This is a genomic window from Vogesella sp. EB (assembly GCF_001037925.1).
GTDB lineage: Bacteria > Pseudomonadota > Gammaproteobacteria > Burkholderiales > Chromobacteriaceae > Vogesella > Vogesella indigofera.
Genome location: NZ_LFDT01000019.1, coordinates 1 through 22958, shown reverse-complemented (window position 1 = coordinate 22958; position 22958 = coordinate 1). Strand labels below are relative to the sequence as shown.

Here is a 22958-nt window from a genome sequence, read left to right as displayed (position 1 = left end):
GGGGTGACGGCAATGGCAAGGCGGCTTGCCGCAGCGGCGACGCGGGCCGCAAAAGTTGGCCGCAAGCACCGCCGCCACCTCGGAATCAAACATTTGTTTCAGCGCCTGTGCCACGCGCCGCCAAACTGACTATCATGAACACCCCCACCGCAAGGAGCGACCATGATCACGCTGCACCACCTGGAAAACTCGCGCTCGCAGCGCATCCTGTGGCTACTGGAAGAGCTGCAGCTGCCGTACCAGATCAAGCGCTACCAGCGCAACGCCAGCACCCTGCTGGCGCCGCCGGAGCTGAAAGCGGTGCACCCGCTGGGCAAGTCGCCGGTGATCAGCGATGGCGACATCACCGTCGCCGAATCCGGCGCCATCATCGAATACCTGCTGGCGCGCTACGGTAACGGCCAGCTGCAGCCGCCCGCAGACAGCGAGGCGGCACGGCAGTACCGCTACTGGCTGCACTACGCCGAAGGCTCGGCGATGCCGCCGCTGCTGATGCACCTGGTGTTCAGCCGTCTGTCGCTGCCACCGATGCCGTGGCTGCTGCGGCCGCTCGCCGGTGCCATCGCCAAGGGGGTGCAGAAGAGCTACCTCGGGCCGCAGATCCGCCAGCACGTGGCGTTCATGGAAGCGGCGCTGGCCGAAAGCGGCTGGTTCGCCGGCGATACCTTCAGCGCCGCCGACATCCAGATGAGCTTCCCGCTGGAGGCGGCACAAGCGCGCGGCTTTATCGATGCGCGGCAACCGCGGCTGCTGGCCTGGCTGCAGGCGATCCATGCCCGTCCGGCCTACCAGCGCGCGCTGGCACAAGGCGGGCCGTACAGCCTGTTGCGCTAGCACGGCGGCAACGGCGGACACGGCGCCGAACTACCGCCACCATGAAAAAAGGCTGCCCGATGGGCAGCCTTTTTGGTGACAACGCGCGGCAATCAGTCGCGGAAGTTGTTGAATTGCAGCGGAAAATCGGTCACTTCCTTGCGCAGCAGCGCCATCACCGCCTGCAGGTCGTCGCGCTTGGCGCCGGTCACGCGCACCGCTTCGCCCTGGATGCTGGCCTGCACCTTGAGCTTGGCATCCTTGATCAGCTTGACGATCTTTTTCGCCAGCTCGGTCTCGATGCCTTCCTTGACGGTCACGGTCTGGGTGGCCTTGTTACCGCCGACCTGCTTCACGTCGCCGTACTCCAGGCAGCGCACGTCGATGCCGCGCTTGGCCAGCTTGCCCAGCAGGATGTCCATGATCTGCTGGATCTGGAATTCGGCGTCACCGTGCAGGGTAATCACTTTTTCCTTCAGCTCCAGGCTGGCGCTGGTGCCCTTGAAATCGTAGCGGGTCGCCACTTCCTTGCTGGTCTGGTCGACCGCGTTGCGAACTTCAACGGTATCCACTTCGGAAACGGTATCAAATGACGGCATCACATCTTCCTTATCAAAATTGCCGCTTATTCTAGCGCCGCGCCCGGCAATTGTCAGCGCAGCAACGCCAGCAGCCGCTCGCCCTGGTACAGGCCGCAGCCCAGCAGCGCGCCATTGCCCAGCACCGTCGCCCAGAACCAGCGGCGGAAGGCCGGCTTGGTCGACTTGTGGCGGAACCAGTATTGCGCCAGCATTGCGCCCGGCCAGCCGCCGAGCAGCGCCAGCCAGTGCAGCGTGCGCTCCGGCGTGCGCCAGCGGTTGCGCAGCGCCGCCGCCTTGTCGCGGTGGTAGACCAGCACCGTCAGCACGCTGATCACCGCGTACAGCATCAGCACGTCGCGCGGCAGCAGGCCGCGCACGTACAGCGCGCACAGTACGATCACGAACAGCACCGCCAGCCACGGCCGCGGCGTGTTGTCCGGCAACGCCCGCGCCGTCACCGCCTGCTGCGGCACACCGGCGAACGCGGCCCAACTGGCGCGCGGCTTGCCCTTGTCGTCCCGCGCGCGCAGGAAATACACCGCGTCCCCCACCGCCGGCCGTCGCGGCGTGGCGGCAAAGGCGCTGACGTGCACAAACAGCGCCGCGCCCTGCTCCGGCTGGATGAAGCCGAAACCGCGCTCGTCCTGCCAGCGGCTGATGACGCCCTTTTCCTGTCGCGCGCCACCGCTCATTTCATCACCAGGAATTCAACCAGGATGTTCTTGAACACGAAGCCCATCACGCCAAAGCCCAGCACCACGAACAGCGCGATCATGCCGGTCCTGCCGGCGCCGGATTTCTTGCCCAGATCCCAGATGATGAAGCCCATGAAAATGATCAGGCCGGTGAGCAGGATGCCCATCGACCAGTTGGTGAATTCTTCTTCGCTCATTGGTTAAGATTCCTTGTAAATTTACTTAATTCGTTAGTGCTTAATTTTACAAGGGAATTTCTTAGTAAACAATTTCATAGCTTTTCCGCTTCCGCGTTAGGCCCAGGGCCTGCCGTTTTGCGCCCGAAGGCACCCTGTGCGACCTTTCCCTCGGCGATGGCTTTCTGCAACGCCAGTTCTGCCCGCAAGGATTCATTCACCGATGCAAGCCGGGTGATCTCCGTCAGTTGGCTCTCCACCAATTCCCGCAGCTGGCGATTCCTCTCCCTTTCCTTGCTCAGTAGGTCGGCCTTCTCGTTGCGCTGCTGACGCACCGTCTTCCCTATGACCGCCCGCACCTGCTCGGCGAAGTCGGGATAGCGGTTGTTGAGCAGCGCTGGGGACACCTGCGCCTCTTCCGCCACTGCTCGCAACGTGACCTTCTTCCCCTCCTCCTGCAGGCGGAGAAGGGCAAACTTAAGCTCTCTTAACGTGCGCTCTCGATCCCGCCTGCGGGGTGCATTGCCGTCACTATTGGCAACGGTCTTAGCCGGTTTTGCTTTGGGCATCCTCTTTATCCTTGCTCGGGATCGATACCGAGGTCTGTCAAAATCTTGGCGGCCTTAGCCAGATCCTCATTCACCCGTTTCATCGCGCCTGGACCCAATGCCTCGGCATCTGTCAGGAGCTCCTTGTGGTGGCGGTAGGCCTCCTGCCAGACCGGCACGAAGCGAGAGTCGATCAGGCCATTGTGGCAGGTGCTGCACGACCCCTTGGCATAAATTCCAGACCCACCGCAGCCTTCGTCCTGCGCCAGGCACCACGAATGTCCTGTGGAACGCATATTGACTCGGCGCGAGGTCTCAGCAATCAATTCCGTGCGATTCTTAAAGTCGTGCGCACGCAATTCCATAATCTTGCGCCCGGCCCCGCCGGCGAGCGGTTCGTCCTTCTCTAGCCACTGCGCCACCACCTTGGTCTTGTACTGCATCAGCTCGGTCAGGATGTCGTCGTAGAGCGCAGGATCCTGCCGTGGGTTAGCGCCGTAGAGTTGGGACATGTAGATGCTAGAGTGCTTGAACTGCTCCTTGAGGAACAGCAGGTCACCCAGCCGGTGGCGCACAAAGGTGTAGGCGTAAAGCCGACGCATCTGGTGGGGGGCAAGCACCCAACCGGTACCAGCGGCGCGGGCGAACTGCTTCAGGTTACGCCCCCAGGCAGTAGCTGAGATTGGCACAATCCCGCTCTTCCCGCTGCCGAGGAACAGGCGGTTGCGGTTGCTGCGCGCGGTGGCGAGCCATTGCAACTCCTTGGCCGTGCGCTCGCCCGATCGCCTCTCTAACGTAGCGATCTGCTCGGCCATCCGGCTGCTTGCTGCTGCCCTGGTTGGCCACGAACACCTTGCTGCCATCCGGCGTGGCGTACATCTGGATCGGGTTGCGGCCAACCTTGACCTTGCCGGTCAATTTGCGACTGGCGGTATCGATCAGACCGAGGGCGTTTTCGGCGCTGAGCGACACATAGGCCTGCTTGCCATCGGCGGCAAACCCCACCTGCACCGGGGCATTGCCCACGGCGATACGCCCGGTTTCCTGCAGGCTGGCCACGTCGATCACCGATACGCTGTCGCTCTTCACGTTGGCCACGTACAGGATGCTGCCGTTGGGGCTCAGGCGCAAACCATGCGGGTAGGTGCCGGTTTTGATACTAGCAATCTGGCTCTTGCTTGCCAGGTCATACACCTGCACGGCGTTGTTGCCGGCATCGGTGACAAAAGCCAGCTTGCTGTCGCGGTCGGTAACAACGTGCCCCGGGTGACCCGCCACCGGCAGGACAAAGCTTGGTTTGCCTCCCAGCGGCAAGTCAAAAACCTGCAGTTCACCAGCACTCTGGCCGCTGCCATGGTGGCCGGCATGGATATTCATGCCGACCGCCAGCAGGCGCTTGCCATCGGCACTGACCTGTACATTGTGCGGCGAAATCTCCAGCGGGATGGTGGCAACCTTGCCGTCTGCCAGCGTGATCTGGCTGATGGAGTTGCCGCGCTCGTTGGCGGTAAACACCGTACCGGATGGCGCTGCCAGTACGGAGGTGGCAGCCAGCGAGAAGGCGAGCAGCAGCGAGGCGGAAATAAGTTTACGCATGAGGAGATCCTTTAATGATTTTGTGTTTGCCCCTTGGCGGGAATGAAGGCGGGGGTGTGCTGTCGATAGGATTGGTAGCGCTCACCAAACTGCGCCAGCATGTCGGCCTCTTCGTGCTGCGCGAGGCGAGAGTAGATCCAGACCAGAATCGGGAACATCAGCAAGGTCACCAAGGTTGGCCACTGCAGCAGGAAACCGAACATGATGATGACGAAGCCGACGTATTGCGGATGGCGAATGCGGGCATAGGGCCCCGCCGTCGCCAGCTCATGCCGGCGCTGGGCGTGATACAGCACGCGCCAGGCGGCAGACAGCAGCCAGAAACCGGCGAAGATCAGCACGGTGCTGAGCAGGTGGAATGGCCCCCAGTGCGGATTGGCACGCCAGCCGAACATCACTTCCAGCAGGTGGCCATTGTCGTGTGACATGAAGTCGATGCCGGGGAAGCGGCTGCCCAGCCAACCGGACAGCAGGTAGATGGTCAGCGGGAAGCCGTACATCTCGGTAAACAGCGCCACGATGAAGGCGGAAAACACGCCCAGCGAGCGCCAGTCCCGTACCGACTTTGGCTTGGTGAAGCTGAAGGCAAAGATGATGAAGACCAGCGAGTTGATCAGTACCAGCCCCCATAAGCCGTAGGCCTGCATATGGTCGTTCATGGCTGTTCTCCATCCTGATCGTGCTGGTGCGGGCGGCGTGATGGCCCGCCATGGTGATGGCCGTGGCCGTGATGCATGAACAGGTGCATCAACAGACAGGCAAGCAGCAGCAGGTACGGCAGTGCACCCAGCACATGCGCCCGGTGCTCGGTGAACAGCAAGAAGCCAGCCACCAGCACAAAACCGATGAAGACCCAGTGGCTGCGCTTGCCATGTTGATCGTGTTGTTCGGTCATTTCAGACTCCGTTTCCAGGTTCGCTGTTTTGCTCTTTCGGCTTCTTGGTCGCGATAGCCGCATCAATCTCGGATTCCGCCTGCCGTGCCAGCCGGTAGCTCAGCCAGATCACGCCCCACGGACATGCGGCCAACAACAGCGCCAGCAACAGCGTGCCAAGCGAAAAACCGAAACGCAGCAGCACAAACACCATGATGGCAACCGCCAGCACCGCACACAGCTGATAAGCCCGGGTCTTCATGATGCCGCTCCTTCCGCCTGGGTACTGATGCGCACGCGCTTCAGCAACGCCGAGTTGACGATGACGGACAGCGAGCTCAACGCCATGGCGGCGCCGGCCACCATCGGGTTCATGAAACCCAGGGCGGCAATGGGGATGCCGATGCTGTTGTAGATGAAGGCCCAGAACAGGTTCTGCTTGATCTTGCGCATGGTGGCGCGGGACAGCCGGATGGCGTTTTCCACGTCACGGACATCGTTGCGGATCAGGATGATGCCGCCGGTTTCCTTGGCCACGTCGGAGCCGGAGCCGATGGCGATACCGATGTCGGCGGTCGCCAGTGCCGGCGCATCGTTGACGCCGTCGCCCACCATGGCCACCACCTCACCTTCCTGTTGCAGCTGCTGGATCACCTTGACCTTGTCCTCCGGCAGCACTTCGGCAATCACCCGTTCGATCCCCAGCTGGCGGGCGATGGCGTCTGCCGTGCGCTGGTTGTCGCCGCTGAGCATGACCACCTTGATGTGCTGCTGCTTGAGCAGGGCAATGGCTTCGCTGGCCTCGGGCTTGAGGGTGTCGGCCACGGCGATGATGCCAATCAGCTTGTCGGCATAGCCCACCAGCATCGCCGTCTTGCCGTTCTGCTCCAGATGCCGCATGGCGTCATCCGCCGCGCCGGTGGCGATGCCCTGCTGGGACAGTAGCCGCCGGTTACCTAGCCAAACGGGTAAACCATTGACCTGGCCGCGAATGCCCAAGCCGGCAAGACCGGTAATGGCGCTGGCCTGCGGCAAAGTCAGCTGCCGATGGTTGGCCGCACGCACGATGGCCTCACCCAGCGGGTGCTCCGAGCCTGTTTCCACCGCCGCCGCCAGGCGCAGCACGTCCAGCTCGTCGTGCACATCGAACGGTACGATGTCGGTCACCGTCGGTTCGCCACGGGTAAGGGTACCGGTCTTGTCGAAGACCACGCAGCTGAGCTTCTCCGCGCGCTCCAGCACTTCGCCGCCACGGATCAGCATGCCGCCGTCCGCCCCTTTGCCGACACCCACCATCAGCGCCGCCGGGGTCGCGATACCCAGCGCACACGGGCAGGAGATGATCAGTACCGCGATGAAGGCCAGCAGTCCTTGCGGGAAGTCGCCGGCCAGCCACCAACCGACAAATGCCAGTACCGCCACGCTGATCACTGCCGGCACAAAGTAGCGGGTCACTTCGTCCGCCAGCCGCTGGATGTGGGCGGTGCTGGTCTGCGCTTCTTCCACCATGCGGATGATCTGCGCCAGTGCGGTATCGGCGCCGATGCGCGTCGCCCGGAAACTGAATACCCTGGCACGATTGAGGGTGCCGCCGATCACGGTGTTGCCGACCTGTTTCTCCACCGGCATCGATTCGCCGGTCAGCATCGACTCATCCACCGTGGACTGGCCGGAGATGACTTCGCCGTCGGTGGCGACTTTCTCGCCGGGCTTCACCACCACGGTTTCCCCCACCATGATGCTGCCGGCCGGAATCTCTAGCTCCTGACCATCGCGCAGCACATGGGCAGTGGCAGGCTTGAGGTCCAGTAGCCGGCGTACGGCGGCGGAAGATTTCTTCTTGATGATTTCTTCCATGTAACGCCCCAAAAGCACGAAGGCGATAATCACGGCGGAGACTTCAAAGTACACGTCGCGCTCGGCTACTTTGATCGGCAGCACGTCCGGAAAGAACATCACCACCACGCTGTAGAAGTACGCCACCGAGGTACCCAGCGCGATCAGGAAGTCCATGTTGATGTTGCCGGTGCGCAGCGTATTCCAGGCACCGCGATAAAAGCTCCAGCCGCCGATGAATTGCACCGGGGTCACCAGCAGGAACAACCACATTCCCCAGGTGAACCATGGCAGATTGGGAATGGGCGCCCAGCTCAAAAGCGTGGCACCGGTCGCCAGCCCGAGGAAGGCGCCGGCGCGCAGCACGGCCAGCGCCAGCACCCCGGTCATGGCGATGGCGACGCGGGTCTTCATCGACTTGAGTTCGTTCTCCGGCGACTCGAAGGTGCGCAGGCAGGTCTCGCTGCAGAAGTAGTAGCTACGCCCGCCGCGTTCGCTTTTCAGCGCGGTGGCCTTATTGACGACCATGCCGCAGATCGGGTCTTTAGCCTTGTCGCCGGGCGCAGCGGCATCTGTCATTGCCGCATGCGTGTGCTGGTGATGATGCTCATGTGGCACCGCAGCCATCTGTGCCTCATTCGCCGGCGCATAGCGCTGCGGGTCGGCAATAAATGCCTGTTGGCAGTGCGCGGAACAGAACCAGTAGTCCTGCCCCGCGTAGCGATAGTTGGCCGCAGCGGTTCCGCTGTCTATGGTCATGCTGCAGACCGGGTCTTTGACGCTAGCCATGCTTTCACTCCTTGTCAGGTGGCGCACAGTGCGCCTGGTGCTTACAGCAGCGCGCCAGACACTGGCTCACCCAGCTGAACACCGTGCCAGTGACAAAACCCCACACCACCAGCACCGTCAGCGGGAAGAAAAAATCCCCCAGGCTGAATGGTGTCGATGTTCTGAGCCTGCCAAAGTCCAGTCCGTGAAACAGGGCGTTCAGGAAGGCAACGCCTTGCTCCGGCCACAGCCGGTACAACAGGGCGCAAACGGTGTAACTGATGGCCATGGTGATCGCGAGACTGCGACCGGTATGCCAGTGTGAGGACTTCATCGGGATACTCCTGCGAGAGGGCGGGTGAGCGTGTGGGGCGTGCGCGCTATTCGAGCCACGCCCCACCTGCTGGTGCCCGATTTACTGCATGGGCATCATGCCGCCTGATTGCCCCATCATCTGCTGCAGCATGTCCATCATCTTCATGCGCTGGTCCATCATCACCTTAGCGTCTGCGGCCCCCGCGCCCATGCCCTGACACGGCATCATGCCTTTGGCCATCATGTCTTTATCCATGCTCTGCATCATGGCCATGCCCTCCTGCATTGACTGCATTTGCTCAGCCATGAGCTTTTGCCGTTCCTGTGGCGTCTTCGCCGCCATCATCTTGTCGTGCATGGTGCGCATCCTCTGCATCTGCATTTCCATGTTGGCAGGGCTTGCTGGCATCGGTGGCTGTGCCGCCCAGGTTGGCGTGGCCAGCGCCAGTAGCAGCAGTGCCGCAGACCAGGTTTTCTGGTTTTTCATGATTGGATTCCTTAAACGTGAGAACGGACGGTTTTCGCGCAACAGGCGCGAGTGAAGTCGCTACGAGGCAGGGCGTCGTAGTGGCGTGAATGCAAAGCGGTCTAATTGTTGAAGCGCAGGAACAGCAGATGTGGGCGGGGAGGTGTGCCACCGGGAGTGGCAGGGGAATTCAGACGTGTGACGATGGCAGGTGATCGCAGCAGCAATGGCGGCAGCAGGAACCAGGTAATCAGCAGGACAGACAGCAGGGAGGGCATCGTAAAGCTGACGTCACCCTTGGCGACGGGGGCGGAAAGCGTCTGGCAGGCTTGTTCGCACAGGGAGGACTCGTCATGAGTTCCGGCATGGTCAGTTGCCGTCAGTTGCAGGGTCTGCATGGTGCCCGGCGTGGCAAAGCGATGGGTGGTTTCCTGCACTTGCCCCTGACAACCAAGCAGCACGCCAAACGCAAACACCAGACACCATGTCGTCAGTAACAGGCGACACAGTTGCCGGGTTCTTGTTTGGGTGAGGCGCATGATGACAGGCTCTCATAAACGTTAATAGCACTATAGACCGCAGCCCACCAACCGGGCTTGATGGCGGTCAATCACTTCTGGCTGGCATGGTCAGCCTTTCCGCGCCCGCTGGTTTACCGCATCGTGCTGGGCGCGTGTCTCGCCAGGCCATTGGCTTTTTATCCACGACAGTGCGGCAACAATATCGGCATCGCTCAGTGTGCCTTCATAGACGGGCATGGCCGACTGGTAGTCCGGCATGTTGGCAACCTTGGCAATGCCGTATTTGGTCAGGGCAAACAGCATCTCGTCCGGGTGGTGCCAGGTGTGGCCGGTTTCGTTGTGCGGCGGCGCCGGCAACATGCCCAGCGCATTGCGTTCGCGCCAGTTCGGCTGGCCTTCCAGCTTGCCGCCATGGCAGCTGGCGCAATTGGCCAGGTAAACCTGCTTGCCGCGCGCTACCAGGGCAGTATCGTCCGGCTGCAGCGTGAACGCTGCCGGCTGCGGCGAGCGGCCGATATACAGGTAGGCGCCCAGGCCTGCGGCCAACAGGGCGACGGTGATTACCGGGAGGAGGACTTGCTTGCGGGTCAGTGACGGCATGGTTGTATGGTCGGCATCAAGGAAATAAAGCATGGCCGGGCTTCCCCGGCCATGTGCATCAGCTGGCGGGCTGAATCTCGGTCACCAGCATCTTGCCGTCTTCATGGCTGACCATGAAACGGATCTTGTCACCCACCTTGACCTTGTCCAGCAGCGCCTTGTCCCTGGCGGTGAACACCATGGTCATGCCAGGCATATCCATATGCTGGATCGGGCCATGCTTGATGGTGATCTTGCCGGCTGCCGGGTCGATCTTGCGGACTTCGCCATCGGTCAGCATCGCCATGCTGCTGGCGGTAGCCGGTTGAGAGGCATGGGCAAGGGGGCTGAGGGTAGCCATCCCCAGGGTGGTGGCAAGAATCAGTGCGCGGATAGTCATGTTGTCATGCTCCAGAAGTGTGAAAACGGTGTTGCGGCCAACCTGCGGCGGCTAGCTGGCCACGAAGCAGCATTATTTTTTTGCCACCTTGATCTGCCCCTTCATACCGGCATCGTAGTGGCCCGGATGCAGGCAGGCGAAGTTGACCGTACCCGCCTTGCTGAAGTGCCAGATCACCTCGCCTTTGGCACCCGGAGCCAGCGATACTTTGCTGGGCTCGTCGTGCTCCATGTCCGGGAATTTCTTCATCACTTCGTAGTGTTCCAGCAGTTCCTGCTTGGTGCCCAGACTGAACTCGTGCTTTACCTTGCCCAGGTTTTTCACCACGAAGCGGATGGTCTCCCCTTGCTTCACAGTGATCAGCGGTGCGGAAAAACGCATGTTGTCGGACATGTCGACCTGAATGGTGCGGGTGACATTGGCGGTCTTGCCCGGCTGGCCAATGGCGCTTTCACCGTGGCTGCCCGCGTGGGTGCCGGCGGCGATGGCCGGTGCAATGCTCAGACCGGCCAATAGCGTGGTAATGAGAAGGCGGTGGGTGGTTTTCATGCAGTGCTTTCTTTCCTGATGGTGGTGCGGGATTAATGCTGCTCCGGGTGCGTTCCCGGTTTTTTGGCCTTGACCGTGGCCGCGGCAGGGTTGGCCGCAGCCGGCTGGCGTGACGCAGCCGGCAGTTCACCGTTGTATTCGTAGGCCACCGTGCCTGCCGGGTGGCGGAACCAGCCCGGATCCTTGTAGTTGCCGGCCGGCTGGTCCTTGCGCACTTTCAGCACACTGAACATGCCGCCCATTTCCAGCGGGCCGAAAGGTCCCTGCCCAGTCATCATCGGCGCGGTGTTATCGGGAATCGGCATCTCCATCTCGCCCATGTCGGCCATGCCGCGCTCGCCCATCAGCATGTAGTCCGGTGCCACCTGCTGGATCTTGCCCACCAGCCCGCGGTGATCCACGCCGATCATGGTCGGCACGTCGTGGCCCATGGCATTCATGGTGTGGTGGCTCTTGTGACAGTGAATCGCCCAGTCGCCTTCCTCGTCGGCGACGAACTCCAGCTGCCGCATCTGGCCGACGGCCACGTCGGTGGTGACCTCGTGCCAGCGGGTAGATCTGGGCGTCGGGCCGCCATCGGTGCCGGTGACCAGAAACTCATGGCCATGCAAGTGGATCGGGTGGTTGGTCATGGTCAGGTTGCCGACCCGGATGCGCACCTTGTCGTTCAGGCGCACATTCAGCGAGTCGATGCCCGGGAAGATGCGGCTGTTCCACGCCCAGATATTGAAATCGGTCATGGTATTGACCTTGGGTGTCTTGCTGCCAGGCTCCACGTCGAAGGCGTTGAGCAGGAAGCAGAAGTCGCGGTCCACCTCGTCGATCAGCGGGTGTTTGCCCTTGGGGTGCGTCACCCAGAAGCCATGCATGCCCATCGCCATCTGCACCATTTCGTCGGCATGCGGGTGATACATGAAGGTGCCGGGGCGGCGCGCCACGAACCCGTAAACGAAGGTTTTGCCAGGCTTGATGCTGCGCTGGGTCAGGCCGGATACGCCATCCATGCCATTGGGCAGGCGCTGGCCGTGCCAGTGGATACTGGTATGTTCCGGCAGCTTGTTGGTGACGAAAATGCGCACGCGGTCGCCTTCCACCACTTCGATGGTCGGGCCCGGACTCTGGCCGTTGTAGCCCCACAGCTGTGCAGTAAAGCCCGGTGCCATCTCGCGCTCCACCGGCTCGGCCACCAGGTGGAACTCCTTGACGCCGTTGTTCATGCGCCACGGCAAGGTCCAGCCGTTCAGGGTAACCACCGGGTTGTACGGGCGGCCGCTTTCCGGCAGCAGCGGCGGCGCGGTTTCCACCGAGGTCTGGATCACCGCCTCCGGCAGTGCGGCCAGCGCCGAACGGGCCACGGTGGCGCCGACCACGGCGGTGGCCGCCCCGGCGAAGAACTGGCGGCGGGATTGATCGATGCTCATGGATAGTCCTTTCAATGGCCCGCCGCGGCAGGGCTGTCGCCGCCGCCTGCGGCCAACGTTACAAAGCTTTCCGGCACATGGCCCAGCAGCAGCAACTGCAGGTCTGCCTCGGCCAGCCAGAAATCACGCACGGCGCCGATGGCCTCCACACGGGCCTCGGCCAGTGCCCGGGATTCGGCCAACAGATCCCAGGTATTCAACAGCATGCCGTTGTAGCGCAGCACGGTTTCGTCGTAGATGAACTGCCGCAGCTTGAGCATGTCTTGCTGGCTGCTGCTGGCGAGGGTGAAAGCCGTGCGATAGGCGCTATAGGCCAGCTCGGCATTGGCGCGCATCGTGATGTGTTCGCTCGCGGGGAGCGTGGCGGCCATGCTCTCCAGACGGCTCTGGAAGGCTTGTTCGGACAGGATGGATGTCGGCAGCGCCGGCAGACCCGGCGGCAGGCTGACTGTCTGTGATGGGCGACGCGTCCACTGCTGCAAGGCTTTCAGCACCGCGGCCCGACTTTGATCGGCTGCGTATTGACTGCGCTGCCACTGCTGCAGGGCGCTCACCTTCAACAGCTGCTCCCTGGCATCCTGCAGCTTGCTCCAGTTGCCGGTCCGCGCCATGCGGGCGCCCAGCTCCGCCGCCGCCTCTGCCGCCTGTAGCGCTTGCTGCTGGCAGGGCAGTGCCTGCTCGACCGCCATCGCGGCCAACAGCGTTTTTCGGGTGCCATGCGCGACTTCGATGAGCTCCGCGGCGTCTTCGATCCTGCGCAGCTTGACGGCGGACAAGGCCTGCCACTGGCCGCTGGCCAGCAAGCCAGCCTCCTCCGCGCCCAGTTGGGCCAGGGGCTTGGCCAGCTCCGGGTGGGCCTGCCAGGCCAGCCGCACACCGTCGGCAAGCGTACTCAGCACCAGCGTGGCTGGTTTGGCAGGAGCGGGTGTGGCGGCGGCGAGATGCGCCTGCTCCCACTTCAATACATCGGCGTGGCCGCGCGGAAACTCGGCGACCTGCCGGTTGGCCTGCCGCCATTCGCTCTCTGGGGGCTGCTGTGCCTGTGCCACACCGACCAGCAGTGGCAAGGCGGCAAGCAGCATTCTTGGTTTGTTCATGCTCCGGTCTCCTTCCCGGCCAACACGCGGTAAATCTGGCAGCATGGCGGGAATACAGGTTCTGACTTTGGTGCAAGCAGTGTGGCGGATTGAGGCCAACAGCAAACTGACAGCCAGATTACAAATCTGTCATCTGGCGCAGCGGCGCGTTGACGGTGGCAAACTGTCGGCATTGCTACAGGAAACAGCGATGAAGATTCTGATTGTCGAAGACGAGATCAAGACCGGCGAGTACCTGCGCCAGGGCTTGCGGGAGGCGGGGTTTGCCGTGGATCTGGCGCATGACGGCCTGGAAGGGCTGCACCTGGCGCTGGAGGGCGGGCACGACCTGCTGATTCTGGACGTGATGCTGCCGGGCATGGATGGCTGGCAGGTGCTCACCCGGCTGCGGCTGCAGCACAAGACCATGCCGGTGCTGTTCCTGACCGCCCGCGACCAGGTGGAAGACCGGGTAAAAGGCCTGGAGCTGGGCGCGGACGACTACCTGGTAAAGCCGTTTTCCTTTGCCGAGCTGCTGGCGCGGGTGCGCACCATCCTGCGCCGGGGCCGTGGCACAGTAGAGGCCACCACCCTGCAGATTGCCGGCCTGGAGCTGGACCTGCTGCGCCGCCGCGTCAGCCGCGACGGCAAGCGCATCACCCTCACCGCCAAAGAGTTCGGCCTGCTGGAGCTGCTGATGCGCCGGCAGGGTGAAGTATTGCCGCGCAGCCTGATTGCCTCGCAGGTGTGGGACATGAATTTCGACAGCGATACCAATGTGATCGACGTCGCCGTGCGCCGGCTGCGGGCAAAAGTGGATGACGGCTTCGAGCCGCGGCTGATCCACACCGTACGCGGCATGGGCTACGTGCTGGAAGTGCCGGAGCCGGACGCATGAGGCAGCGCCTTTCCCTGACGGCACGACTGACCCTGCTCTACGCGCTGGTTTCCGTGCTACTGCTGACCGGGTTGGGCGTGCTGGTCAGCGTAATGATGGACCGCCACTTTGCCGAGCAGGATGCCGACGACCTGCGTGACAAGCTGGGGCTGATCCGCGAGGTGATGAGCACTTCGCCCGATATCGCCACGCTGGCCGACCGGCTGGACGACGTGGTACACAACCACCGCGACCTGTACGTGCAATTGCAGCGGCTGGGCTACCCGGTGTATGCCTCCCAATCACCGGCGGCGTTCCACTTCCCCGCCGTTGATGCGGCCGCGAACCGGCAGATGGTGAGCTGGCAGTATGGCAACGCCAACTATCATGGCATGTGCAGTAGCGGCAGACTGGCCGACGGTGGTCGCACCGAGCTGACCATCTGTGCAGCGATCGACACCGGACGGCATGAGCATTTCATGCAGATGATAGGCCGGTCACTGGCGGTCTACATCCTGCTGTCGGCACTGCTGGGCGGCGTGCTGGCTTGGTGGGTGGCGCACAACGGTCTGGCACCGCTGCGCGCCATGAAGGCCAGGGCGCAAGCCATTACCGGACAGCAACTGGACACCCAGATGCCGGTGGCGTCGGTACCGCCGGAAATGGCCGACCTGGCCGAATCGCTGAACGCCATGCTGCGCCGGCTGCAGGAGGATTTTCGGAAGCTGTCGGAGTTTTCCTCCGACCTCGCGCATGAGTTGCGCACCCCGATCAGCAACCTGCTCACCGAGACCCAGGTCGCCATTGCCCAGCCACGCAGCGCCGACGAATACCGCGACATCCTGGCTTCCAATGCCGAGGAGTTTCAGAGACTGGCGCGCACGGTGTCGGACATGCTGTTCCTGGCCAAGGCCGAGCACGGACTGGTGCTGCCCAGCCGGGAGCGGATTGCCATCGAGGACGAAGTAGCGGCGCTGCTGGAGTTCTACGATGCGCTGGCGGAAGAGAAAAACATCCGGCTGCAGCAAAGCGGCAGCGGCCAGCTGCTGGGAGACCGGCTGATGCTGCGCCGTGCGCTGAGCAACCTGCTCTCCAATGCGCTGCGCCATGCCCCGGCCGGCAGCGTGGTGACCATCGACATCGCGCAGCAGGATGATGGCAGCACGGTACGGGTGTGCAATGCCGGCAGCGGCATACCACCGGAGCAACTGCCACGGCTGTTCGACCGCTTCTTCCGCGCCGATCCTGCCCGCGTGGCCGGTGAATCCGATGGCGCCGGGCTGGGGCTGGCCATCACCCGCTCGATTGCAGAAGTGCACGGCGGGCGCATCAGCGTTACCTCCGCCGACAACAGCACCTGCTTCACGCTGTGGTTTCCCGCTCAGTCGCCGCTGGCGGGGTGAGCCGCATCCGCATGGTGGGCACACTGCCCGCCATGGCCGTCGGCCAGCCCCTGCAGGATGGGGCAATCTGGCCGGCTGTCGCCGGAGCAGGCATCGGCCAGGGTCTGCAGGGTATTGCGCATGTCGCTGAGCGCCCGGATGCGTTCATCCAGCTCGGCAATATGGCTTGCGGCCAACCTTTTGACATCGCCACTGGCGCGGCCGGTGTCCTGCCATAGCGACAGCAGCACACGAATCTGCTCCAGCGGAAAGCCCAGGTTGCGCGCCTGGCGGATGAAACGCAGCAGGTGCACCTCACGCTCGCTGTACTGGCGGTAACCGGACTGGGTACGCTGCCCCGGCGCAATCAGGCCGATGCTTTCGTAGTGGCGGACCATCTTGGCGGAAACGCCGCTGGCAGCAGCGGCCTGACCGATATTCATGCTTCGCTCCTCTTTTTATGACCAAGGGTATGACACAGGCGGGCCATGCGGCCCGCCTTGGTTTAATGCTGCTTGGCCGGCCGCCAGCGACGCAGCAGCAGCGCATTGGATACCACGCTGACGCTGGACAGCGCCATGGCGGCCCCGGCGATGATAGGGCTGAGCATGCCCAGCGCTGCCAGCGGAATGCCTACCAGGTTAAAGATAAATGCCCAGAACAGGTTCTGCCGGATCTTGCCGTAAGTCAGACGGGAGATGGCAACCGCCTGCGCCACCAGCGTGGGGTCACCACGCATCAGCGTTACCCCCGCCGCCTGCATGGCCACATCGGTACCGGTACCCATGGCCATGCCGACATCGGCAGCCGCCAGCGCCGGCGCATCGTTGACCCCGTCCCCCACCATGGCCACACGGCTGCCGTCCTGGCGCAAGCGGGCAATGTGGCCGGCCTTGTCCGCGGGCAGCACCTCGGCAATCACCTCGTCGATACCCAGCGCATCCGCCACCTGGCGGGCTGCCGCCCGGTTGTCGCCGGAGATCATCACGCTGCGGATACCCAGTGCATGCAATTGGCTGATGGCGGCTGTCGCAGCCGGTTTGACACTGTCCCCGAAGGACAGCATACCCAGCAGTTTGCCGTCGCCGGCACGCGCCAGCCAGGACACGGTGCGGCCCAGCAGCTCCTCCTCCTGCTGGAAGCTGTGCATCGACGACAGGCTGATGCCGTGCTCCTGCATCAGCCGCTGATTGCCGAGCAGACATTCCACGCCATCTACCTGCCCGCGCAGCCCGCGCCCCGGCAGCGCCTGCAACTGCGCCACCCTGCTGGCGGGTGCCTCCGGCAGTGCCTGCAGCACAGCCTTGGCCAGCGGGTGCTCGCTGCCTTGCTGCAGGCTGGCGGCCAGCTGCAGCAGCTGCTGTTCGTCGCCGCTGACCGCAACGGTATGCATCAGCTTGGGCTTGCCCTCGGTCAGGGTGCCGGTCTTGTCGAAGGCGACGACCTGTACGCCATGTGCCAGCTCCAGCGCCTCGGCGTCCTTGATCAGGATGCCGTGCCGTGCCGCCACGCCAGTACCGGCCATGATGGCTGTCGGCGTGGCCAGACCCAGCGCACAGGGACAGGCAATCACCAGCACGGCAACGGCATTGAGAATCGCCTGCTCGATATCGCCGCTGAACCACCACCAGCCGACCAGCGTCAGCACGGCGATCAGCAGCACCACCGGCACGAACACCGCGCTCACCCGGTCCACCAGCCGCTGCACCGGCGCCTTGCCGGCCTGGGCATCCTCCACCATGCGGATGATGCGGGCCAGGGTGCTGTCCTCGCCCAGCGCACGGGTTTCCACCAGCAGCAGGCCGTCGTGGTTGATGGCGCCGCCGGTGACCGGATCGCCGACCTGCTTGCTGACAGGCAGGCTCTCGCCGGTGAGCATGGACTCATCCAGCTGGCTGCTGCCTTCACGGATGACGCCATCGACGGCCACCCGCTCGCCCGGACGCACCACCACCAGGTCGCCCAGTCGCACCTGCTGCAATGGCAGGTCGACATCGACGCCATCGCGGCGCACGCGAGCCGTGGCCGGACGCAGCGCCTGCAATGCCCGGATGGCGGCAGAGGTCTGCTGCTTGGCGCGTGCTTCCAGCCATTTGCCCAGCAGCACCAGGGTGATGATCACCGCCGACGCCTCGAAATACAGATGCCCGCCACCATGGTCGGCATGCAGCCACCACTGGTACAGCGACAAGCCGTAGGCCGCGCTGGTGCCGATGGCTACCAGCAAGTCCATATTGCCGCTGCGCGCCTGCAGCGCCTTCCAGCCGGCGCGATAGAAGCGCGCGCCCAGCCAGAATTGCACCGGGGTCGCCAGCACAAACTGCAGCCAGGCCGGCAGCATCCAGTGCTCGCCGAACAGCTCGCCGAACATCGGCAGCACCAGCGGCAGCGACAGCAAGGCCGCCACCGCCACCGGCCACCACGGTACATGGTGCGTTACTGGTGCAGTTTGTGCCTGCTCGCGCAGGCTGGCCTGGTAGCCGGCTTTGGCTACCGCTGCCAGCAGCAGCGCATTGTCGCCACCCGCCGGCCAGCTGACGCGGGCGGTTTCCGTGGCCAGGTTGACACTGGCGGCAGTGACGCCCGCCACCGCCAGCAGGGCTTTTTCCACCCGGCTGACGCAGCTGGCGCAGGTCATGCCGCGGATTTCCAGCTGCACCGTGTCGCTGCCAACCTGGTAGCCGGCACGCGCGATGGCGGCATGCGCCGCCTCCAGCGCGAAATGCGGCTCGGTATGCAGGGTAACGGTCTCGGTGGCAAGGTTGACGCTGGCCGCCTGGATGCCCGGCACCTGGTGCAGGGCCTTCTCCACGCGGGAAACACAGCTGGCGCAAGTCATGCCCAGCACGGGAAAGCGCAGGGTCTGGCTGGCAGCGACAGAAGTAGGACGGGACATGATACTGACTCCTTTATCGGGGTTGTGAATTCAGCATCGGCCTTCCCATCATGGGAAGGTCAAGTCCTATTTTTGGAAAATCGAATCAATGGCGGCAGCGCTCAAAAAGCAACATGCCCCTGTGGGGGCAGGGGCATGCGGGGGCGGGAGCGCTTACGCCGGCCGGGCCGGATAGCCCATCTCGGTCAGCAGCTCGCAGACGGTCTGCAGCGCCTCGTCGGTACGGATACTGGCGCGGCCACTGGTGCGGTCGATATCCACCGATGCCTGGCTATCCAGATCCTTCAGCGCCTGGTTGATCTTGGCGACACAGCTGCCGCAACCGATATTGTCTACTTGCAGGGTATACATGGCATGTCCTTCGCAATGATGCGGCCAACCTTGGCCGTACATGCAGTCTGGACCTTGCCACGATGGCAAGGTCAATAGGCCATGTCCGGATTTGTTGCGGACACAAACGGTGACTACATACGTGACTGGTTGATTGAACTGAACTGCCCGGGAGCCGGGGCCGGCTATCAGTCTTTTCGGATGTGTTGCGCTAGGTAGTCGATCAGCAGGCGCACCGCCGGCAGCTGCCCGCGTCGTGACGGGAACACGGCATGGATGATGCCGCCGCTGGGCGCCCAGCCCGGCATGATGTCCACCAGCCTGCCCTGCCGCAGATCCTCTTCCACTACCATGCAGGGCAGCTGCACCATACCGACACCGGATAGCGCTGCCTGTCGCAGGGCGGTCATGTCGTCAGTGATGTAGCGCGGCTGGTGCCTGATCCGGGCCTCCTGCCCCTCGGGCCCCTGCAAGTGCCAGACATGATCGCGCGGTGGCCCCCAATCCAGACTGGGCAGCCCGGCAAGGTCGGCGGGATGCTTCGGTAGCTCTCGTTCCAGGAGAAAGCCAGGGCAGGCCACCAGCCGCTGCGGGCTTTCCGCCAGTACCCGCATCACCAGGTCGCTGTTATCCAGTGGCGGGAAGCGCACCCTCAGCGCGATGTCCAGTCTTTCGCCCAGCAGATCCACGCGGCGGTTACTTGCTTCCAGGTGAATCTGCACTTTGGGGTGTGCCGCCATGAAGCGGCAGACCAGCTCGCTTATGCGATATTCCAGCAGAGCGGTCGGACAGCTCATGCGCACAATGCCCTGCGGTTCAGCGTGCTGGCGCAGCATGACTTCGCGTGCTGCCTCCGCCTCTACCAGCACCGCTACACAATGCTGGTAAAACTCCTTCCCCGTTTCCGTTACCGAGAAGTGCCGAGTTGAGCGCTGCAGCAGCCTTACGCCGTATTTCTCCTCCAGTGCCGAGATGCGCCGGCTCAGCTTGGATTTCGGCATCTGCAAGGCACGCCCTGCCGGGGTGAAGCCGCCGTGCTCTACCACTTTCACAAAGTAATAGAGGTCGTTCAGGTCATCCATGGTCGTTCCTTTGGTAGAACACTGTCGGCATTTTACGGCTCTACCGGACTGTTTGTTGTGCAGATAAGCTGAAAACAACAGTCAGGAGGTAGGACATGAAACCCGTACTTGGTGTCTACAGTGCGCCGCAGACCCACTGGGTGGGTGATGGCTTCCCGGTGCGTACCCTGTTTTCCTATCAATCACTGGGACAGCACCTCAGTCCGTTCTTGTTGCTCGATCTGGCCGGGCCGGCTGTATTTTCGCCATCTGAACGACGCCGGGGCGTGGGGCAGCATCCCCACCGTGGCTTTGAAACGGTGACCATCGTCTACCAGGGGGAACTGGAGCATCGCGATTCCGTCGGCGGTGGCGGCTTGATCGGCCCGGGTGATGTGCAGTGGATGACGGCAGGGGCTGGCATCCTGCATGAGGAGTTTCACTCGGCGTCCTTCACACATGGAGGTGGCACGCTGGAAATGGCGCAGCTGTGGGTGAATCTGCCCGCTCGCCACAAGATGGCGCCCCCAGCTTACCAGACTATCCTGAATCAGGACATTCCAGCTCTGCTCCTACCGCAAGAGGCTGGTAGCGTGCGACTGATCGCCGGTGGGTTCGCTGGCCATGTTGGGCCGGCACGCACTTTCAGCGCGATGGATGTATGGGATGTGCGCCTGCACAAGAACAGGCAGGCCAACTTGCCGCTGCACAACGGCAGGAGTGCCGCCATTGTCGTGTTGCGAGGCTTGGTGCGCTTGGGCGGCAGTATCGTCGGCGACGGGCAATGGGCCCTGCTCGGGCCAAATGGCGACGATGTGCAGATCGAGGCAGATGTCGACAGCATCCTGCTGCTGCTGAGTGGCGAACCGTTGAATGAACCGATTGCCGGCCACGGTCCCTTCGTGATGAACAGCGATGAAGAAATCCGGCAGGCCTTCCAGGACTTGCACCTAGGCGTGTTCGGCCGGATTGCTGGACCAAGCTGAAACTGTTGCCTAGCGTGTTTACCCCGTGTGCTGGCAGCAGCCGGTGCATTTTGTTAGCTAAAGGAGCATGTGATGACTACCCCCTATACCCGTCTTGATAAGAACAATGCTGCCGTACTGCTGGTGGATCACCAAGCCGGCCTGTTGTCGCTTGTGCGCGATATCGATCCGGACAAGTTCAAGAACAATGTGCTGGCACTGGGCGATCTGGCCAAGTACTTCAATCTACCCACCATCCTGACTACCAGTTTCGAAAGCGGACCGAACGGCCCGTTGGTGCCGGAGCTGAAAGAGCAGTTCCCGGAGGCCCCCTACATCGCCCGCCCAGGACAGATCAATGCTTGGGACAACGAGGATTTCGTGAAGGCGGTGAAGGCCACCGGCAAGAAGCAGCTCATCATCGCCGGTGTGGTTACCGAGGTGTGCGTGGCATTCCCGGCGTTGTCGGCGCTGGCCGAGGGCTTCGAGGTATTTATCGTCACTGATGCCTCCGGGACCTTCAACGAAATCACCCGCCATGCTGCCTGGGAGCGTATGGCGGGTGCCGGTGCCCAGTTGATGACCTGGTTTGGCGTAGCCTGCGAACTGCATCGCGATTGGCGCAATGATGTGGAAGGCCTGGGCGCGCTGTTTTCCAACCACATTCCGGATTACCGCAATCTGATTACCAGCTACACCACGCTGACTGCGGCCAGATAAGGCTAGGCTGGTAGCAACCCGTGGCCGGGGCTAGAACGTGTTCTCACGCTAGCCCTAGCTTGGTTGCGCCTTACACTTACTGGAGCGCGTTGATCTGATTGTGCTGTACGAATCTGGGCAGTCCAGACGCCTTAAGTTAACGATCACAGGGAACAGACCAGACTGCCGCTTGGGAAAGTTGAGCAACCGATTGCAGACGGTCACAGTTGGCTGATGGTTTCTGGGCGTGGTCGATACACTCAGCAATCGTAGTCAGGATTTTGCGAGTCGTAACACGCATAGTGCTTCCCATGGACAGAGGAAGACAGATGAACGAACTTCGGACAACGGCGTACGCGGCACGATTAGGCAAGGTACTCGACTATATCGAGGCACACCTGGGCGAAGCGCTGACCGTGGAACGACTTAGCCGGGTCGCCAACTTCTCCAAGTTCCATTTCACCGGCAATTCGCCGACTACATCGGCACCAGCGTAGCTCGATACGTCCTGCTGCTGCGGCGGCGGCGAGCTTCACAACAGCTCGCCTTCGACCGTGGCGCCAAGATCATCGACATCGCCCTGGAAGCCGGTTTCGAGAACCCGGAATCGTTTAGCCGCGCTTTCAGGAACACCTTCGGCCAGTTTCCCTCCCAATTCAGGAGGCAACCAGACTGGGAGTCCTGGCACGAGCGCTACCGGTTCCGAGTACCAGAAAGGAATCAATCCGTGCAGGTCGAGATCGTCAATTTCGAAACTACCCGTGTCGCCGCGCTAGAACATCGCGGTTCCACCCAGAGGGTCAACGACTCTGTTGCCCAATTCATTGCTTGGCGCAAGGAAAGCGGCCTTTCACCCAGACAGAGCCGCCGTAGCTTCGGCATCGCCTACGACAACCCGGATACCACCGAGCCCGCACAATTCCGGTTCGACATCTGTGGCGAGGTGACAGCCGAGGTCCCGTCCAACCCCCAGGGGGTGGTGTTGAAGACCATACCCGGCGGTCGTTGCGCCCGAGTGCGGTATCACGGCTCCCACACCCGGATTGGCGAGAGCATCTACCCGCTTTATCGGAATTGGCTGCCCGAAAGCGGCGAAGAATTGCGCGACTTTCCGCTCTATTTCCATTACCTGAACTTGATGCCGGAAACGCCGGAGAATGAGCTGGTAACGGATATCTACTTGTCATTGAAATAACGGATAAAACGTTTTCCGAAGCTATGATGGAATCGGACAACAGGGCTGCCATGGCTAAGATGTCCTGTTGAAAGTCTCTGAGCGACCCGTATGAATACTTTCAGAAAGGTCGCTCAGTACGACTCACTGGCCACGGGCCGCTAAGCGATACATTACTGACTGAAATGCCTCACTGATCGAACGGCGGCAATGGCCGATCCGCAGCCTCCTCCTCGCCGTATTGCGTAGCCACCAATAATCAGACTCCTTTCCACTGAAAAGGAGTCTGTGATCTGCCCCCGCCAGCCATACCAGCGATAAGGAGAGAAGTCCTAGGTTTGCATGGTAGTGGTACTGTTT

General features: G+C 62.5%; 29 protein-coding genes and 1 pseudogene. 8 read left to right on the top strand and 22 right to left on the bottom strand.

Translation table 11 applies throughout. From position 1 onward, the window contains the following. Positions 1–162 precede the first annotated feature (162 nt). Positions 163–834 (top strand): glutathione S-transferase family protein, encoded by a 672-nt coding sequence (locus ACG97_RS11590; RefSeq protein WP_047967525.1) that lies wholly within the window; start codon positions 163–165, stop codon positions 832–834. A gap of 92 nt (positions 835–926) precedes the next feature. Here ACG97_RS11590 and ACG97_RS11585 read toward each other — a convergent pair whose 3' ends face one another. The 18 genes from ACG97_RS11585 to ACG97_RS11505 form a co-directional block, all read right to left on the bottom strand. Continuing rightward, positions 927–1412: a YajQ family cyclic di-GMP-binding protein gene (locus tag ACG97_RS11585; protein ID WP_047967524.1), complete on the bottom strand. Its 486-nt coding sequence runs from the start codon at positions 1410–1412 to the stop codon at positions 927–929. 53 nt (positions 1413–1465) lie between these two features. After that, positions 1466–2086, bottom strand: coding sequence for a DUF1294 domain-containing protein (locus ACG97_RS11580; RefSeq protein WP_047967523.1), 621 nt, complete (start codon positions 2084–2086; stop codon positions 1466–1468). Beyond that, positions 2083–2286: a DUF2788 domain-containing protein gene (locus ACG97_RS11575; RefSeq protein WP_047967522.1), complete on the bottom strand. Its 204-nt coding sequence runs from the start codon at positions 2284–2286 to the stop codon at positions 2083–2085. The genes ACG97_RS11580 and ACG97_RS11575 overlap by 4 nt, the downstream gene beginning before the upstream one ends. 74 nt (positions 2287–2360) lie before the next feature. Next, positions 2361–2834: a hypothetical protein gene (locus tag ACG97_RS11570; RefSeq protein WP_047967521.1), complete on the bottom strand. Its 474-nt coding sequence runs from the start codon at positions 2832–2834 to the stop codon at positions 2361–2363. Positions 2835–2839: 5 nt separating this feature from the next. Continuing rightward, positions 2840–3433: a hypothetical protein gene (locus ACG97_RS11565; protein WP_156168027.1), complete on the bottom strand. Its 594-nt coding sequence runs from the start codon at positions 3431–3433 to the stop codon at positions 2840–2842. 37 nt (positions 3434–3470) lie between these two features. Then, a complete protein-coding gene (locus tag ACG97_RS11560) occupies positions 3471–4409 on the bottom strand; it encodes a beta-propeller fold lactonase family protein (RefSeq protein ID WP_053068156.1) in 939 nt (312 codons plus the stop codon). Between the two features lie 11 nt (positions 4410–4420). Further along, entirely contained in the window at positions 4421–5068 is a 648-nt protein-coding gene (locus tag ACG97_RS11555) for an isoprenylcysteine carboxylmethyltransferase family protein (RefSeq protein ID WP_047967520.1), read from the bottom strand. Further along, entirely contained in the window at positions 5065–5304 is a 240-nt protein-coding gene (locus tag ACG97_RS11550; RefSeq protein ID WP_047967519.1) for a DUF2933 domain-containing protein, read from the bottom strand. Before ACG97_RS11550 ends, ACG97_RS11555 begins: the two co-directional genes overlap by 4 nt. 1 nt (position 5305) lies before the next feature. After that, on the bottom strand, positions 5306–5545 hold the full coding sequence (locus ACG97_RS11545; RefSeq protein WP_047967518.1) for a hypothetical protein: 240 nt from the start codon (positions 5543–5545) through the stop codon (positions 5306–5308). Then, a complete protein-coding gene (locus tag ACG97_RS11540; protein ID WP_082133759.1) occupies positions 5542–7908 on the bottom strand; it encodes a heavy metal translocating P-type ATPase in 2367 nt (788 codons plus the stop codon). Before ACG97_RS11540 ends, ACG97_RS11545 begins: the two co-directional genes overlap by 4 nt. 4 nt (positions 7909–7912) lie before the next feature. Further along, positions 7913–8221, bottom strand: a complete 309-nt coding sequence (locus ACG97_RS11535; RefSeq protein WP_047967516.1) for a DUF5676 family membrane protein — start codon at positions 8219–8221, stop codon at positions 7913–7915. Between the two features lie 81 nt (positions 8222–8302). Beyond that, positions 8303–8689, bottom strand: coding sequence for a hypothetical protein (locus ACG97_RS11530; protein ID WP_156168026.1), 387 nt, complete (start codon positions 8687–8689; stop codon positions 8303–8305). A 101-nt stretch (positions 8690–8790) separates the two neighbouring features. After that, positions 8791–9207, bottom strand: a complete 417-nt coding sequence (locus tag ACG97_RS17640) for a hypothetical protein (RefSeq protein WP_156168025.1) — start codon at positions 9205–9207, stop codon at positions 8791–8793. Between the two features lie 90 nt (positions 9208–9297). Next, positions 9298–9789 (bottom strand): cytochrome c, encoded by a 492-nt coding sequence (locus ACG97_RS11525; RefSeq protein ID WP_047967515.1) that lies wholly within the window; start codon positions 9787–9789, stop codon positions 9298–9300. 58 nt (positions 9790–9847) lie between these two features. Continuing rightward, complete coding sequence (locus tag ACG97_RS11520) at positions 9848–10168, bottom strand: copper-binding protein (RefSeq protein WP_053068154.1); 321 nt, start codon at positions 10166–10168, stop codon at positions 9848–9850. A gap of 72 nt (positions 10169–10240) precedes the next feature. Next, the gene (locus tag ACG97_RS11515; protein ID WP_047967514.1) at positions 10241–10717 is read right to left on the bottom strand and encodes a plastocyanin/azurin family copper-binding protein; all 477 of its coding nucleotides are present in this window, start codon (positions 10715–10717) and stop codon (positions 10241–10243) included. Positions 10718–10749: 32 nt separating this feature from the next. Continuing rightward, a complete protein-coding gene (locus tag ACG97_RS11510) occupies positions 10750–12138 on the bottom strand; it encodes a multicopper oxidase family protein (protein ID WP_047967513.1) in 1389 nt (462 codons plus the stop codon). A gap of 11 nt (positions 12139–12149) precedes the next feature. Beyond that, complete coding sequence (locus tag ACG97_RS11505; RefSeq protein WP_047967512.1) at positions 12150–13220, bottom strand: hypothetical protein; 1071 nt, start codon at positions 13218–13220, stop codon at positions 12150–12152. 205 nt (positions 13221–13425) lie between these two features. Between ACG97_RS11505 and ACG97_RS11500 the strand changes: the two genes are divergently transcribed. After that, positions 13426–14112 (top strand): heavy metal response regulator transcription factor, encoded by a 687-nt coding sequence (locus ACG97_RS11500; RefSeq protein WP_047967511.1) that lies wholly within the window; start codon positions 13426–13428, stop codon positions 14110–14112. Next, entirely contained in the window at positions 14109–15494 is a 1386-nt protein-coding gene (locus ACG97_RS11495) for a heavy metal sensor histidine kinase (protein WP_047967510.1), read from the top strand. Before ACG97_RS11500 ends, ACG97_RS11495 begins: the two co-directional genes overlap by 4 nt. Here ACG97_RS11495 and cueR read toward each other — a convergent pair. The 4 genes from cueR to ACG97_RS11475 form a co-directional block, all read right to left on the bottom strand. Further along, positions 15473–15916: a Cu(I)-responsive transcriptional regulator gene (gene cueR, locus ACG97_RS11490; protein ID WP_047967509.1), complete on the bottom strand. Its 444-nt coding sequence runs from the start codon at positions 15914–15916 to the stop codon at positions 15473–15475. The genes ACG97_RS11495 and cueR overlap by 22 nt on opposite strands. 62 nt (positions 15917–15978) lie before the next feature. Next, complete coding sequence (locus tag ACG97_RS11485; RefSeq protein ID WP_047967508.1) at positions 15979–18369, bottom strand: heavy metal translocating P-type ATPase; 2391 nt, start codon at positions 18367–18369, stop codon at positions 15979–15981. 153 nt (positions 18370–18522) lie between these two features. After that, complete coding sequence (locus ACG97_RS11480) at positions 18523–18720, bottom strand: heavy-metal-associated domain-containing protein (RefSeq protein ID WP_047967507.1); 198 nt, start codon at positions 18718–18720, stop codon at positions 18523–18525. A 167-nt stretch (positions 18721–18887) separates the two neighbouring features. Continuing rightward, positions 18888–19781, bottom strand: a complete 894-nt coding sequence (locus tag ACG97_RS11475) for a LysR substrate-binding domain-containing protein (RefSeq protein WP_047967506.1) — start codon at positions 19779–19781, stop codon at positions 18888–18890. Between the two features lie 95 nt (positions 19782–19876). Between ACG97_RS11475 and ACG97_RS11470 the strand changes: the two genes are divergently transcribed. From ACG97_RS11470 to ACG97_RS17860, 5 genes and pseudogenes are all read left to right on the top strand, one after another. Then, a complete protein-coding gene (locus ACG97_RS11470) occupies positions 19877–20746 on the top strand; it encodes a pirin family protein (RefSeq protein ID WP_047967505.1) in 870 nt (289 codons plus the stop codon). 72 nt (positions 20747–20818) lie between these two features. Continuing rightward, positions 20819–21445, top strand: coding sequence for an isochorismate family cysteine hydrolase YcaC (ycaC, locus tag ACG97_RS11465; protein ID WP_047967504.1), 627 nt, complete (start codon positions 20819–20821; stop codon positions 21443–21445). 308 nt (positions 21446–21753) lie between these two features. Next, on the top strand, positions 21754–21921 hold the full coding sequence (locus ACG97_RS17865; RefSeq protein ID WP_202902761.1) for a helix-turn-helix transcriptional regulator: 168 nt from the start codon (positions 21754–21756) through the stop codon (positions 21919–21921). Continuing rightward, positions 21906–22040, top strand: a pseudogene (locus ACG97_RS18260) (helix-turn-helix domain-containing protein); the annotation flags it as partial. The gene ACG97_RS17865 and the pseudogene ACG97_RS18260, both read left to right, overlap by 16 nt. Positions 22041–22151: 111 nt before the next feature. Beyond that, complete coding sequence (locus ACG97_RS17860) at positions 22152–22619, top strand: GyrI-like domain-containing protein (protein WP_202902760.1); 468 nt, start codon at positions 22152–22154, stop codon at positions 22617–22619. Positions 22620–22958: the final 339 nt, after the last annotated feature.

Excerpts from the sequence above, each read along its gene's own strand:
- ACG97_RS11590 (WP_047967525.1), top strand. The coding sequence starts at position 163 with ATGATCACGCTGCACCACCTGGAAAACTCGCGCTCGCAGCGCATCCTG.
- ACG97_RS11585 (WP_047967524.1), bottom strand. The coding sequence starts at position 1,412 with ATGCCGTCATTTGATACCGTTTCCGAAGTGGATACCGTTGAAGTTCGC.
- ACG97_RS11580 (WP_047967523.1), bottom strand. The coding sequence starts at position 2,086 with ATGAGCGGTGGCGCGCGACAGGAAAAGGGCGTCATCAGCCGCTGGCAG.
- ACG97_RS11575 (WP_047967522.1), bottom strand. The coding sequence starts at position 2,286 with ATGAGCGAAGAAGAATTCACCAACTGGTCGATGGGCATCCTGCTCACC.
- ACG97_RS11570 (WP_047967521.1), bottom strand. The coding sequence starts at position 2,834 with ATGCCCAAAGCAAAACCGGCTAAGACCGTTGCCAATAGTGACGGCAAT.
- ACG97_RS11560 (WP_053068156.1), bottom strand. The coding sequence starts at position 4,409 with ATGCGTAAACTTATTTCCGCCTCGCTGCTGCTCGCCTTCTCGCTGGCT.
- ACG97_RS11555 (WP_047967520.1), bottom strand. The coding sequence starts at position 5,068 with ATGAACGACCATATGCAGGCCTACGGCTTATGGGGGCTGGTACTGATC.
- ACG97_RS11550 (WP_047967519.1), bottom strand. The coding sequence starts at position 5,304 with ATGACCGAACAACACGATCAACATGGCAAGCGCAGCCACTGGGTCTTC.
- ACG97_RS11545 (WP_047967518.1), bottom strand. The coding sequence starts at position 5,545 with ATGAAGACCCGGGCTTATCAGCTGTGTGCGGTGCTGGCGGTTGCCATC.
- ACG97_RS11540 (WP_082133759.1), bottom strand. The coding sequence starts at position 7,908 with ATGGCTAGCGTCAAAGACCCGGTCTGCAGCATGACCATAGACAGCGGA.
- ACG97_RS11535 (WP_047967516.1), bottom strand. The coding sequence starts at position 8,221 with ATGAAGTCCTCACACTGGCATACCGGTCGCAGTCTCGCGATCACCATG.
- ACG97_RS11530 (WP_156168026.1), bottom strand. The coding sequence starts at position 8,689 with ATGAAAAACCAGAAAACCTGGTCTGCGGCACTGCTGCTACTGGCGCTG.
- ACG97_RS17640 (WP_156168025.1), bottom strand. The coding sequence starts at position 9,207 with ATGCGCCTCACCCAAACAAGAACCCGGCAACTGTGTCGCCTGTTACTG.
- ACG97_RS11525 (WP_047967515.1), bottom strand. The coding sequence starts at position 9,789 with ATGCCGTCACTGACCCGCAAGCAAGTCCTCCTCCCGGTAATCACCGTC.
- ACG97_RS11520 (WP_053068154.1), bottom strand. The coding sequence starts at position 10,168 with ATGACTATCCGCGCACTGATTCTTGCCACCACCCTGGGGATGGCTACC.
- ACG97_RS11515 (WP_047967514.1), bottom strand. The coding sequence starts at position 10,717 with ATGAAAACCACCCACCGCCTTCTCATTACCACGCTATTGGCCGGTCTG.
- ACG97_RS11510 (WP_047967513.1), bottom strand. The coding sequence starts at position 12,138 with ATGAGCATCGATCAATCCCGCCGCCAGTTCTTCGCCGGGGCGGCCACC.
- ACG97_RS11505 (WP_047967512.1), bottom strand. The coding sequence starts at position 13,220 with ATGCTGCTTGCCGCCTTGCCACTGCTGGTCGGTGTGGCACAGGCACAG.
- ACG97_RS11500 (WP_047967511.1), top strand. The coding sequence starts at position 13,426 with ATGAAGATTCTGATTGTCGAAGACGAGATCAAGACCGGCGAGTACCTG.
- ACG97_RS11495 (WP_047967510.1), top strand. The coding sequence starts at position 14,109 with ATGAGGCAGCGCCTTTCCCTGACGGCACGACTGACCCTGCTCTACGCG.
- cueR (WP_047967509.1), bottom strand. The coding sequence starts at position 15,916 with ATGAATATCGGTCAGGCCGCTGCTGCCAGCGGCGTTTCCGCCAAGATG.
- ACG97_RS11485 (WP_047967508.1), bottom strand. The coding sequence starts at position 18,369 with ATGTCCCGTCCTACTTCTGTCGCTGCCAGCCAGACCCTGCGCTTTCCC.
- ACG97_RS11480 (WP_047967507.1), bottom strand. The coding sequence starts at position 18,720 with ATGTATACCCTGCAAGTAGACAATATCGGTTGCGGCAGCTGTGTCGCC.
- ACG97_RS11475 (WP_047967506.1), bottom strand. The coding sequence starts at position 19,781 with ATGGATGACCTGAACGACCTCTATTACTTTGTGAAAGTGGTAGAGCAC.
- ACG97_RS11470 (WP_047967505.1), top strand. The coding sequence starts at position 19,877 with ATGAAACCCGTACTTGGTGTCTACAGTGCGCCGCAGACCCACTGGGTG.
- ycaC (WP_047967504.1), top strand. The coding sequence starts at position 20,819 with ATGACTACCCCCTATACCCGTCTTGATAAGAACAATGCTGCCGTACTG.
- ACG97_RS17865 (WP_202902761.1), top strand. The coding sequence starts at position 21,754 with ATGAACGAACTTCGGACAACGGCGTACGCGGCACGATTAGGCAAGGTA.